Consider the following 11,999-nt stretch of genomic DNA (forward strand, 5'->3'; position numbering starts at 1 on the left):
CTGCTGATACAACAAGGTAAGCTGAGCTCTTAGAGCTGGTTACGTTGCCGTACCTGACCGCTTGCGCAGCACTTATTCAACTCGTTTAAAGCGAATACCAAAACCGCTACGTACGAGCTTGAGCAAATGCAGGTCTTGCGCACAGACCCTGCCCGCAAGCATCTGCCTTGGATCACCCGCTAGATCTTGCCGCGCAATCTCAAACTCACCCTCGTATCGCAGATAATCCGCATTCGCAATAGAAATAGTTCCCTGAGGCCGTGCACAGGTACGCTGCACGCTTGAGTCGACAGATTGCGTGCTTACACCGACAGGCTGCGAGCCAGCAACGACGGGTTGTACGCAGGCAGCTTGTGCGCCCAGGTCGGCAGGCTGCATATCTGAGTCAGCACATTGGGCACAGACAAACGGCTCCGAGTCAGATGCGTCAACATACGCACTCGAAGCCACCGTCCGCAAAGTCGATCGAGACTCCTGAGATCGAAATACATAGCTGCTGGAATCTGGTCGGTCATGATGAATCTGACCATCCAGATACTCAAAGCCAGACTCAAACTCACAGCGGAGATCTACAAAGCCTTGTGAGATCTGTGCCATACGATTCCATGAGTTTGTGGAAAGCCCAATATCCCCAACAATGACTCCGTCACAGCCACCCTGATAGACCAGATCAAGCGCTTGTTCGGCAAGCATCTCTGGGTGCGCCCGATGAACCTCTATTGTGGGCAAGCCTTCATGCAAAGGCCCACGACGCTCTCCATCGCCTGGCACAAAGGCCAATACCTCAAGCCCCCATGCATTCAAACGCTCATTTATCTGACGAAGATCTGACATAGAAAGACCGGTCAACGGCTTGGGGTAATAATTGTGACAAGCAGTGAATCGACTGAGATCTGCCCCCGCTGCCTTCCATGCACGAATATCTTCCCGCGACACCGTAGACGCATTGCAAACAATCCGGAATGTGTGAGAAAGCTCAGCTACCTCATTATGCGTAAACCCGTAATCAAGCCGAATACTCGTGATGCCAAGAGCCGCCAGATCTTCAACCGATTGGCAACCAAGAAGCGAGCACGTCTCTGGCCCCACATCTACCATAAGCTCCATTTTTGCTGAACGTACCTGCTCGATCAGGTCTTTGGCATCGCTCAGTGAAATGCCACCAGCGTCCTCAGGAATATGAAGCGAGGTGAATACAAGCGAGACCCCAGACGCTGCTGCTCGCGCCAGCACCTCTCTCGTAGCTTGAGCTCCACTACTGAGATAAAGCGAGATTCCTGTTTTCATACGCTTCCTCCGCAAGCACCCACGCTTCCGCGCTGCTTCTCCGCAATCCCCACGCACCTCAACGCACCGCCGCAGACATCCCCTACCATCGCACCGCTCAGAACGCCGCCGCAGGCACCCAGAACATTACGAGCCCGAGATGGCACGTCGTACCATGCCGCCCGCCTGGTCAAGTGCCACGCGAGCCGACGCAGCATCCATCTTTCCTAACAACATAACCACCGCAGTTTTCACATGGCCTGTCGCCTCTGTAAGTGCTGCAACAGCTGCAGACCGCGAACAGCCCGTGGCTTCCATCACAATATTTTGCGCCCGCACGGTGAGTTTTTCGTTTGTTTGCTGCACATCTACCATGAGATTTTTGTATACCTTACCTATGCGCACCATGGCAGCTGTTGAAATCATATTGAGTATGAGCTTTTGCGTTGTGCCTGCCTTCAATCGCGTTGAGCCAGTGAGCACCTCCGGTCCTGGCACCGGCTCAATGGCCAGATCGGCCTCACGCCCCACCTCAGACCCTCGATTGCACGCAATGGCAACCGTCTTACACCCACACGACCGAGCGTAGCGCAGACCATAAAGCACGTACGGAGTTCGCCCGCTCGCCGTAAGACCCACCACTACATCATGTGAGGTCAAACCAATTGATATGAGCTCCTCTTTTCCTAAGCTCGTACTATCCTCTGCTCCCTCAACCGCCGTAATAAATGCCTGGCTACCTCCGGCAATAAGGCCGACCACCATCTTGGGAGAAACTCCAAAAGTTGGCGGACACTCTGCTGCATCGAGCACACCTAAGCGCCCGCTGGTGCCAGCTCCCATATAAATGAGGCGAGCACCTGCGCCTAAGGCCTTGGCCGCCCACTCAACTGCTTGAGCAACCTGGGGCAAAACCTCACGAACAGCCTGCACCGCGCGGGCATCCTCTTCATTCATTGCCTCGGCAATCTCAAGTGTACTCATTTCATCTAAATCGAGGGTGGAGGGGTTTCTTGCCTCGGTTACGAGAGCCTCAAGATCAAGCATGATCCATCCCTTTCGGTCGCTTCTCATCAAAGTTATGCAGCATAATGTGGGTGCAGCGCTCGTAGTCGCGGGCAACATATAAGGCGTACAGCGCGTCAACAATCATGAGTTGTGAGGCACGCGATGCCATAGCACCGCTTCTCACCAAAGGCTCGCTCGTTGCGAGCGCCAACACCCACGTTGCCTCATCGCCAAGCTCGCTGCCCACTACTCGCGTAATCGCGATCACGCGTGCCCCGCGCTTTTTGGCACAGCGCGCAATCTCAACCATCTCACGTGTAAGACCTGAGTAACTAAACACAATCGCTAAGTCATCTGGATGTAAATTGCGAGCGCAAAGCAGCTGACTGTGCCAGTCTTCGTATACATGGCACTGCTTATCCACGCGATTCAGCTTCAGCTCAAGATCGCGAGCGGCGAGCAACGACGCGCCTACGCCAAAAAGGCAGGCAGTGCGACACGCCTGAAGCGCCGATACACACGCATCAAGTACCTCGGAATCGAGTAAGCGCTGAGTTGCTTCGAGCGAACGAACGGTGCTTCGAACCACCTTTGCCAAGATCTCCTCAGTCGCATCCTGAGGTTCTATCCCCTCAAGGGCTACGTCGGCAGAATCTTCGATTGTTGCTAGCTCAAACAAAAGTGCCCGCTGCAACTCACGATAACCAGCACAGCCCATCTTCTTACAAAAGCGGACAACAGTTGAGGGAGAGGTGTGACTCGTTTTGGCAAGGCCGCGTATGGTTTGGATCGCAGCGCTTGCAGGGTCACGCGAGATTTCCTCAGCAATACTTCGAATAGCTGGGCTTTTGCTTCTTCTGAGCTCTCGAATTTTAAGCAAGATACCGCGCATGACAAAATCCCTTGCATCTGGTGGTATGCACGCACGAGCGGCCTTCTTAGGCAGCCTTGCGCGCAGCCATACGAGCGAGCGGCTCTGTTAGCAGGCGATCGTGCGCACCCCACCTCATTAAACACTGATGAATACGATTAGATCATGCTTTCAAACTAAACTTGGTACAAAGTTTCACATATATCGTAGAAAAGAACCATCACTTCCGCTGAGCGACAAGAAGCAACCGCTCGCAAAACAAAGCTATGTCAAACATTCCAACCTCTGGCCAGTCGTGCCGGCACCCACATTCGCCCGTCTATAGTGCGAAATACACCCCGGTCAAGCTGCCGAGTTCTGAGCTTTCGGTGCATGACTGCTCGCACGTCAAACGCGGCTGCTCGTTTCTCAAGCGTGGCTGTTCGCTTCTCAAGCGTGGCTGCCCGCAGTTCACATGTGGCCGTGCGTACCCCAAGCGCGCCTGCCCGGCTGGCAAGACGGGGCAACTCAGTGGGCAGACCGTATAGCCCACCTGTAAAAAGGAGGAGCGGATGATTGAAAAACGGATCGTAGCGCTCGCCATTTTGGCTTGCAGCATGATCATTACGATCCCGATCACGGGATGCACAGCCACCGAACCTAACTCGGCACCTACACGAACGGCTCCCAGCGCCGTGCAAGCAACATCGTTTTACTCTCCTGTACTTGGAATTGACTGGAACTACGACGTCTATCTGCCACGCGGATACGACGCCAAGTCCGAGCGTACCTATCCGGTTCTGTACATGCTCCACGGCCTATATGGCAACCACCGTAACCTACTCGAACGTTTTAATTCTCAGCAGATGCTCGACGGTGCTATGAACCGATCGGGCACCGAAGCAATCGTTGTGTTTGTAGATGGCTTCAACTCGTTTTATGTTGACTCAGAACATGGCATGCAGATGGAAACCGCCATCATGGATGACCTCATTCCGTTTATCCAAAAGACTTACCGGGTCTCCCCCGACCGTGCTGCTCATGCAATCGGTGGCATCTCAATGGGTGGCTATGGAGCGGCGCGCTTGGCGCTTAAGCACTCCGATCAGTTTGGCGCGGCGATTATGGTCTCGCCTTCTGTGTGGCAGCGCCTCCCCGAAGATAACGCCATCTTTAAGTCTCAGCACGCTTTTAGCGATGGGGACACCTCGTGGTCGTGGGACGTCTACGATCGCCTCTCGCCTGCTGCCTATCTTAATCAGCATGCTCAAGATATTGCCTTCTATGTTGCCACCACGGCCGACGACGGAACGGTTCCTGTAGCGGATGTGGATGTCTTTGTGGATGCAGCTCGGACAGCTGGCGCAGATGTGACCTACCGGCGCGATACCGGAGACAACCATAATTGGGCGTATTGGACAAAGACCATGCCCGGGGCTTACGCCTGGGTTCTTGACCGGTTTGAGAACTAGGAGGCAGGGATGGATTACGTTAAAACTGCAGAGACGCTGATAGATCTGGTCGGCGGTAGGAAGAACCTGATTTCGAACGCCGTCTGTATGACACGCGTGCGTATTGGGGTCAAAGATATCTCACAAGTGGATATGGAAGGTTTGCGCGCGGTTGAGGGCGTTATGGGAGTTGTGCAGGCAAAAACGATACAGATCGTATTTGGTCCTGGCACTGTTACCAAAGTCGGTGAGGCAATTGCCGAGCTGACCGGTCTTCCGCTGGGAAGTGTTGAGGCAGCCGAAGATGATCTGGCCGATATTGCACAATCAAATAAGGACGATCAAAAGACAAAACACGACCACACCTTACAACGCGGACTGCAACATATTGCAAACGTCTTCATTCCTTTGCTTCCCGGTATTATTGCGGCAGGTCTCATTAACGGCGTCTGCAATGTTATTGACTTCCAAACTTCTGGAGCTCTTACCACGCACTGGTGGTATCTCACCATTAAAACAATTGGCTGGGGACTTTTTACGTTCCTGCCGATCTTTGTTGGTATGAATGCTGCTCGAGAGTTTAAGGGAACGGCAATTCTTGGCGGCATTGGTGGAGCCTTCTGCTTAAACGCTGCGGTTCCAGGCTTTCCACTTGCCTCTCAAGCTGTGGCGATGCCATTTACCAACTCATTTTTTGTAGCTGGTATTGGCGGCATTATTACTGCACTGTTGATGGGTGCCTTCTTCGCCGCACTTGAGCGCGCGATCAGAAAAGTCATGCCCAATATCTTGGATACGTTCTTGACGCCGCTCATCACAACTATCGTGGGCTCGCTCATTGCTGTTGTATTCTTGCAGCCCGTTGGCACGGCACTCACCTCGGGCATTTATCTTGTGATGGATTTTGTATACACCCAGCTCGGCGTTTTTGGTGGCTATATTCTGGCGGCAGGATTTTTGCCCTTGGTATCCGTTGGTCTTCACCAGGCGCTCACCCCCATCCATGCTCTTCTCAACAATCCTGCAGGACCCACTGAGGGTATCAACTACCTGTTGCCCGTCTTAATGATGGCCGGAGGCGGACAAGTGGGAGCAGGTCTTGCCCTCTTCCTGCGTTCTAAGAATGTCCGCTTTAAGCGTCTCGTTATGAGCTCGGTACCCGTTGCTATTTTGGGAATTGGCGAGCCGCTCATGTATGCCATTACGCTGCCATTAGGCAGGCCTTTTATTACTGCCTGCTTAGGCGCTGGCATTGGAGGAGTGGCTGCGTCCATCCTGCATTTGGGAACCGTCTCTCAGGGCGTGTCTGGCCTCTTTGGTCTTTTGATTGTGCAACCTGGAAGCCAGATCTCCTATGCCATCGCAATGCTATTGGCCTACGCTGGTGGCTTTGTCCTGACTTGGATCTTTGGCTATGACGCAAAACGTATTGAGGAGATCTATCCGGAATAGGAGCTTTCATCCGTGGCGCGAGAAGACGCCTGCAGTAGGCCGCTGATGACAGGGCGCGGCGGCAGACTACTCGCAAGAGGGTATTGACGGGAAATTGCCAAACAGGCTACTCGCGGGAGAATGCTGACAGCCAGGTGCTGAAGACAGAGGACGTTGGCAGCCAAGAGTGGCAGCCAGGTGCTAGACAGAAGGCGTTGGCGACCGAGCGTGCCAGCCAGGTGTTGGCAGCAAGCTGTTAGCGTCAGCACAACGACAGCCGCATGAGGATCAGCGCTGGGCTCAGCACAAGCCTCTCAGCCGCATGAAACAATCAACAAAAGCGGGTTCGGAACCAGAGCTCCGAGCCCGCCTTTTTGTAGCTCTGTGCTCGGGTGCCAGGTCTGAGCACCAAGCCTAGGTGCCAGGTCTAGGTGCCAAGCCTGTACGCCAGACCTCAGCCTCGCTACTTCACCTTAAGCTTCCGGAACAATTCGGTCGCAACCCATATAGGGGCGCAACACCTCCGGAACGGTAATGCTGCCGTCTGCATTTTGGAAGTTCTCCAAAATCGCGGCCATGGTACGACCCGCTGGCAAGCCAGATCCATTCAAGGTGTGCACAAACTGAGAGCCCTTAAAAGAAGCAGGGTCACGATACTTGATATTTGCTCGACGCGCCTGGAAGTCTCCGCAGTTAGAGCAAGAAGAAATCTCCTTGTACGCGTTATAGCTGGGCAGCCACACCTCCACGTCGTAGGTTTGACGAGCCGAGAATCCAATGTCGCCTGTGCAAAGAGAAATCACCCGATATGGGAGACCCAGCTGCTGCAACAGATACTCAGCCTCAGCCGTCATGCTCTCAAGCTCAGCATCAGAATCTTCGGGAGTGGCAAACTTGACCATCTCTACCTTGTCAAATTGATGCTGACGAATAATGCCACGGGTATCTCGACCAGCCGAGCCCGCCTCCTCACGGAAGCACGGTGTAAACGCGGTATAGCGCAGCGGCAGATCCTCTGCATCTAGCACCTCACCAGCGTGAAGATTCGTAAGCACAACCTCTGCCGTGGGGATCAAGAACTCATCCTCACCCACGTGATACGCGTCATCTTCGAACTTAGGGAGCTGGCCGGTGCCATACATGGTCTGGCGCTTTACCACCACCGGTGGCCACCACTCTTTAAATCCGCGAGCAGTATGCGTATCCAAGAAGTAATTAATGAGGGCGCGCTCTAGGCGAGCTCCAGCTCCGCCAAGCACAGTAAAGCGGCTCCCAGAGAGCTTATTGCCCCGGTCAAAATCGAGAATATTGAGATCGGTACCCAAATCCCAGTGCGCCTTGGGCTCAAAACCCTCTGCAGCAAAATCACGCGGCGTACCCCACCGGCGACGCTCAGGGTTTTCTGTCTCATCCACACCCACCGGCGTGGCCTCTCCTGGGATATTCGGAAGATGAGCCATGAAGTCATCCAGCTCAGCGTCAAGCTCACCACGACGGCTAGCGAGTCCCTCAATCTTCTCGTTGATCTGGCGAACAACGTCTTTGGCCGCCTCTGCCTCATCACGAGCGCCCTCGCGCATGAGGGTGCCAATGCGCTTAGACTCAGCGTTGCGCTTCGCCTGAAGTTCTTCAACCTCGGCGATCACAGAGCGCCGATCGGCGTCGAGCGCAAAGAAGCGATCCCGATCCCACGACGTTTGACGATTCGCCATTGCGTGGTCAATGGCATCTGGGTTCTCGCGAACGTATTTCATGTCAAGCATGCTGACCTCCGAGTGTTGGCGCGTAGTGTATGTGCCAGTATATACTGATGGTCATATTGAACGCAGTCTGGCAACGGAGAAGCACCTCATGGACGCTTTTTTTACCTTCCTATTTGGAACCCGCGAGGGACTAGCCGTCCTATTCGTTGGCGGCTTAGTTGTTTTTGGAATCGCAGCCTTCTTACTTGAAAAGCGCACCGGCCAGCTCTATGTCGATCGCGGCGAGGACGAGAACGGAGACGACGGCTTCTGGAGCTAGGACACCGCGCGCCCGTCCAAACCCCATGGAATCGAAACACAAGAGCACCCGCTCAAGCCATCATGGCTCAGGCGGGCGCTCGGGCAGTGCTCTAGCTTACGAGCTTCTGACGAACTCAAAGGGACTATTTAGCGTCTTTCCCACGACGCTCGCGCTTTGGCTGGGCAGGTGGCTGTACTCCATCCTCTACCTGATGAGCTGTTACGATCTGCTCAAACATTGAGGCGGACTGCTTAAAATCAGTTGGCAATACAACTGTTGAAGCACGACCACTGCGAGCATACTCGTTCATCATCTCTGTCCACTGGGTGAACATGAACAGCTGATTTGCCTCGTCATTGCCCACGCCCGTTTCTTGAATCGTTTCGAGCGAGTCCTTAATACCAATGGCGATTGCCTTGCGCTGATTGGCAATACCCTCACCGGCCTTCTCCATAGCCTCTGCCTCGGCCTTCGCCTCAGTAACCCGGCGAATACGATCGGCCTCTGCCAGATCCTGAGCCGCTGCCTTGGTGCGCTGAGCGGCGTTAATCTGGTTCATTGAATCTTCCACCTCTGCAGGCAGAGCAATGCGGGTAATGAGGGTCGAAACGAGGGTGAAGCCGTAATTTGACATTTGCTCAGATACCGTAGCGTTCACGTCCTGAGCAATGTCGTCCTTCTTGGCAAAAACCTCATCCAGCGTGTACATAGGGATAGACGAGCGCAAAGCGTCGGTAATAAAGTCGCGCATCTGAGCAACCGGCTCTTGCAGCATGTAGTAGCTCTTGTATACGCCAGAATCCTCAGGCGCGGCACCCCGCTCGTAACTCACGTGATACTGGGCAGAAACCTCAAGACCAATCGTGACGTTGTCCTCAGTCTTCGCGTCAATATCAAAGCCATTCTTCATGGTGCGCAAACTCACCGTGGCAGCACGATGGTCAATCAGAGGGATCTTGATGTGAAACCCTGCAGGCACAATACGGTGGAATTTTCCGAAGCGCTCAATAATGACCGCATGCTGCTGTTTAACCACAAAGAATATGCCCCGAAGAAAAAAGAGCGCAATGACGATCAAGATGATGGTGGTTACTAAGAAGTCAAACAGATCAAAAAATGTAAAGAACTCCATTACTCTCCTATCAGAGGTTTCGTTCCGAACCACGTTTCTTGCGTCTTAATGGTACACGATCACCAAGACACCTCCTTGCAGTTGCCCGCACCTGCTGGGGCATGCCATGCATCTACACCTTACATCTCTCAGGGTTCACGCTCGAACGCACACCAAACGAGCACCAGCCACTCTCACGCTTACACCCTTTCAGCCTCGTACGCACCAGCCGCTCCTCAAAAGTTCGCGCTCCGTGCCCGCACACCTACGCACCCTCGCACGCCCCCCACACGCGAACAGACAGCCATACAAACTCGCCCGTTAGAACTCGGGATACAACGGATGCCCCGCCAATAGCTCGCGCACACGTGCCGCAATCTCCACCTGGGCTGCTTCGTCGCCTGCCTGAAATACCGCGCGAGCAATAAGGCTGCCCACCTCGCGGAACTCCTCTGCCGTAAAGCCGCGCGCTGTGCCAGCAGCCGACCCCACACGAATGCCACTTGTTACAAAGGGAGAGCGCGGATCTCCAGGAATTGCATTCTTGTTCACCGTAATGCCAGCATCCTCAAGAATTCGCTCAGCGTCTTTTCCGGTCACACCACTCTCGGTAAGATCCACCAAGCAGAGGTGATTATCAGTACCACCAGAGACCAGCCGCAGGCCGCCCTCAGCAATTCCCTCGCCTAAAGCTGCTGCGTTTTCTACCACGTTCTCAATATACTCGGCAAACTCCGGACGGAGCGCCTCGCCAAAAGCGACGGCCTTACCAGCAATAACATGCATGAGAGGGCCGCCTTGTGTGCCCGGGAATACCGCCTTGTCAATCGCGTGTGCAATCTCTTCGTCATTGGACAAAATGAAGCCGCCGCGAGGACCGCGCAAGGTTTTATGGCTCGTGGAAGTTACCACATCGGCATGGGGCATAGGAGAAGGATGTGCGCCCGTTGCTACGAGGCCAGCGATGTGAGCCATATCCACCATGAAGCGCGCGCCTACCGCATGGGCAATGGAGGCCATGCGCTCAAAATCGATAACGCGCGGATATGCCGAAGCGCCACCCACAATGAGTGCCGGGCGCTCCTTTTGAGCAAGCCGCTCGAGCTCGTTGTAATCAATGGTCTCCGTCTCAAGATCCAAACCATACGGGATAAAACGATAAAGCTTTCCAGAAAAATTGACCGGACTGCCATGTGTGAGGTGTCCGCCTTGGTCAAGACTCATGCCTAAGACGGTGTCTCCCGGCTTAATAAGCGCTGCATAGGCAGCCAGGTTAGCGTTGGCACCACAGTGCGGTTGAACATTTGCGAACGCACAACCAAAGAGCTCGCAGGCACGTTTGCGTGCGAGGTCTTCAACAATGTCTACCTTCTCGCAACCGCCATAGTAGCGACGGCCAGGATAACCCTCAGCGTACTTGTTGGTAAGCACGCTTCCGGTAGCTTCCATGACCGCAGGGCTGGTGAAATTTTCAGAAGCGATCAACTCAATCGTTCCGCGCTGGCGGGTGAGCTCCTGATCGAGTGCTGCTGCCACGTCGGGGTCATGCTTTCTGAGATGAGCAAGTTCCATGGAGCCTCCTTGAGTCAGCGGCGCGCGTGCGCCGACGAGTCTGCACGTACTGTGTTGGATACCCATACGGCAGCATCCATTGCAGCAACTGACTCAGTTGTCCAAGTCCTTACAAATCTGGTATCAGCAAGGGTGCTAACACTCGGTTTAAGAACAGTATTGCTATGTGCAAAGGACAAGGCTCATAAGAGAATGTGGCTCGTGCAGAAACGAGACTCATGAGAGGTAAAGGCTCGTCTGTGCACGCCGGCTACGCAGCAAGAAGAGCAAAAAGCCCCCAAGCGGGGGCTTTGCAATCAAATGGTGCGGGCGAAAGGACTTGAACCTTCACGAGCCGGAGCTCATATGGACCTGAACCATACGCGTCTGCCAATTCCGCCACGCCCGCAAGCGTTGGTAACTATACACGAGCAGCGGCTCCTTGGCTAGATGGTTTTTACGACTCATCATGAGCGGGCTGGCAACGAGCATATGCTCAACGCTGGCGAGCGCGTACGCGAATCCCTTCCGGATCGAGATATTCCTCAAGAGCAAAGAAATACGTACGCAGATCATCCACACTGCTGCCCCTAGCAATGCCACGGTGCATGCTGGAGAGGTTCACGAAATACGCTCGCTCACGAGCATGCGCTCCTGCCAACCGTACATGCATACGACCCGCTGCACCCTCACGAACCGCACAGCGCGTTAAGTTTGCCAGCTCAAAACGATCAGTTGCCCCAAAAGAAGTGAGTGAAATCGCATCTGGCTCAATCAGAATCTCGCGAGGATACGCATGCCCTATAAAGGTTCGCATGGCTGTATACACACCGGCAACGATCATCACCACACTCGCCACATGCACAAACAGAGCTGCCCCGCCTGTAAAGTCTGGGCGCATGACCAGGATAGCTGCACCCAGCAAGGGAAAAACGAGGGACGCATAGCCGGGGATGAGCACCTCAGAGCGATAGGTCGCTGCATCAACAACCCATCTACCTATGGGTGGAGCTGGCAAAGACGCACCTCTTCTACCGAATGGCGGTACAGAAGGCACCTCTGCTGTTTGGTCTGTGGTCTCGTTAACCTGGAATTCGATTTCTGTACCAGAGCCCTCAAGCCGCAGCATAGTTGAGCGAACATCAGAGAGTTCCTGGTCTGTAACCCAAGATGCCTGGGAGGGAAGCTCCACAGGTGCCCCCACGTCGCTCTGGCGCTCCCACTCAGCAGGCCGCTCCACATCGCACGTCTTCGTGTCGTCGCCTAAGCCATCGCGCGACTTCACACTGCCGCCCAAGCCGTCACGCGCCTGCGTATCGTCGCTCAC

Annotated in this window: 10 protein-coding genes and 1 tRNA gene; 3 read left to right on the forward strand and 8 right to left on the reverse strand. The window is 54.4% G+C overall.

What is annotated here, in order from left to right:
• Positions 1 to 72 precede the first annotated feature (72 nt).
• The 3 genes from K6V98_RS04160 to K6V98_RS04170 all read right to left on the reverse strand — a co-directional run bounded on the left by K6V98_RS04160 (position 73) and on the right by K6V98_RS04170 (position 3,166).
• Positions 73 to 1,287, reverse strand: coding sequence for a MupG family TIM beta-alpha barrel fold protein (locus tag K6V98_RS04160; RefSeq protein ID WP_222199258.1), 1,215 nt, complete (start codon positions 1,285 to 1,287; stop codon positions 73 to 75).
• Positions 1,288 to 1,413: 126 nt separating this feature from the next.
• On the reverse strand, positions 1,414 to 2,313 hold the full coding sequence (gene murQ, locus K6V98_RS04165) for an N-acetylmuramic acid 6-phosphate etherase (protein WP_222199259.1): 900 nt from the start codon (positions 2,311 to 2,313) through the stop codon (positions 1,414 to 1,416).
• Positions 2,306 to 3,166 carry a MurR/RpiR family transcriptional regulator gene (locus K6V98_RS04170; protein ID WP_222199260.1) on the reverse strand — a complete coding sequence of 287 codons (861 nt, stop codon included), beginning with the start codon at positions 3,164 to 3,166 and terminating at the stop codon, positions 2,306 to 2,308. The genes murQ and K6V98_RS04170 overlap by 8 nt, the downstream gene beginning before the upstream one ends.
• Before the next feature lie 530 nt (positions 3,167 to 3,696).
• On the opposite strand from K6V98_RS04170, the gene K6V98_RS04175 reads away from it, so the two are divergent.
• Positions 3,697 to 4,596, forward strand: a complete 900-nt coding sequence (locus K6V98_RS04175; protein ID WP_222199261.1) for an alpha/beta hydrolase — start codon at positions 3,697 to 3,699, stop codon at positions 4,594 to 4,596.
• A 9-nt stretch (positions 4,597 to 4,605) separates the two neighbouring features.
• Positions 4,606 to 6,027, forward strand: coding sequence for a PTS transporter subunit EIIC (locus tag K6V98_RS04180; RefSeq protein ID WP_222199262.1), 1,422 nt, complete (start codon positions 4,606 to 4,608; stop codon positions 6,025 to 6,027).
• Positions 6,028 to 6,479: 452 nt separating this feature from the next.
• On the opposite strand, the gene serS is transcribed toward K6V98_RS04180, so the two are convergent.
• Positions 6,480 to 7,769 carry a serine--tRNA ligase gene (gene serS, locus K6V98_RS04185; RefSeq protein ID WP_222199263.1) on the reverse strand — a complete coding sequence of 430 codons (1,290 nt, stop codon included), beginning with the start codon at positions 7,767 to 7,769 and terminating at the stop codon, positions 6,480 to 6,482.
• 88 nt (positions 7,770 to 7,857) lie between these two features.
• Between serS and K6V98_RS04190 the strand changes: the two genes are divergently transcribed.
• Positions 7,858 to 8,028, forward strand: coding sequence for a DUF6724 family protein (locus K6V98_RS04190; protein ID WP_222199264.1), 171 nt, complete (start codon positions 7,858 to 7,860; stop codon positions 8,026 to 8,028).
• A 124-nt stretch (positions 8,029 to 8,152) separates the two neighbouring features.
• Here the strand turns inward: K6V98_RS04190 and K6V98_RS04195 are convergent, their stop codons facing one another.
• From K6V98_RS04195 to K6V98_RS04210, 4 genes are all read right to left on the reverse strand, one after another.
• Positions 8,153 to 9,142 carry an SPFH domain-containing protein gene (locus K6V98_RS04195; protein ID WP_222199265.1) on the reverse strand — a complete coding sequence of 330 codons (990 nt, stop codon included), beginning with the start codon at positions 9,140 to 9,142 and terminating at the stop codon, positions 8,153 to 8,155.
• A gap of 300 nt (positions 9,143 to 9,442) precedes the next feature.
• Positions 9,443 to 10,693 carry a serine hydroxymethyltransferase gene (glyA, locus tag K6V98_RS04200; RefSeq protein ID WP_222199266.1) on the reverse strand — a complete coding sequence of 417 codons (1,251 nt, stop codon included), beginning with the start codon at positions 10,691 to 10,693 and terminating at the stop codon, positions 9,443 to 9,445.
• A 301-nt stretch (positions 10,694 to 10,994) separates the two neighbouring features.
• A tRNA-Leu gene (locus tag K6V98_RS04205) sits at positions 10,995 to 11,081 on the reverse strand.
• Positions 11,082 to 11,168: 87 nt separating this feature from the next.
• Positions 11,169 to 11,999, reverse strand: a complete 831-nt coding sequence (locus tag K6V98_RS04210) for a hypothetical protein (protein WP_222199267.1) — start codon at positions 11,997 to 11,999, stop codon at positions 11,169 to 11,171.

This window comes from Collinsella ureilytica, from assembly GCF_019795105.1.
GTDB lineage: Bacteria > Actinomycetota > Coriobacteriia > Coriobacteriales > Coriobacteriaceae > Collinsella > Collinsella ureilytica.

Coding starts and splice junctions, on each gene's coding strand:
- K6V98_RS04160 (WP_222199258.1), bottom strand. CDS start 1,287: ATGAAAACAGGAATCTCGCTTTATCTCAGTAGTGGAGCTCAAGCTACG.
- K6V98_RS04170 (WP_222199260.1), bottom strand. CDS start 3,166: ATGCGCGGTATCTTGCTTAAAATTCGAGAGCTCAGAAGAAGCAAAAGC.
- murQ (WP_222199259.1), bottom strand. CDS start 2,313: ATGCTTGATCTTGAGGCTCTCGTAACCGAGGCAAGAAACCCCTCCACC.
- K6V98_RS04195 (WP_222199265.1), bottom strand. CDS start 9,142: ATGGAGTTCTTTACATTTTTTGATCTGTTTGACTTCTTAGTAACCACC.
- K6V98_RS04190 (WP_222199264.1), top strand. CDS start 7,858: ATGGACGCTTTTTTTACCTTCCTATTTGGAACCCGCGAGGGACTAGCC.
- K6V98_RS04175 (WP_222199261.1), top strand. CDS start 3,697: ATGATTGAAAAACGGATCGTAGCGCTCGCCATTTTGGCTTGCAGCATG.
- serS (WP_222199263.1), bottom strand. CDS start 7,769: ATGCTTGACATGAAATACGTTCGCGAGAACCCAGATGCCATTGACCAC.
- K6V98_RS04180 (WP_222199262.1), top strand. CDS start 4,606: ATGGATTACGTTAAAACTGCAGAGACGCTGATAGATCTGGTCGGCGGT.
- glyA (WP_222199266.1), bottom strand. CDS start 10,693: ATGGAACTTGCTCATCTCAGAAAGCATGACCCCGACGTGGCAGCAGCA.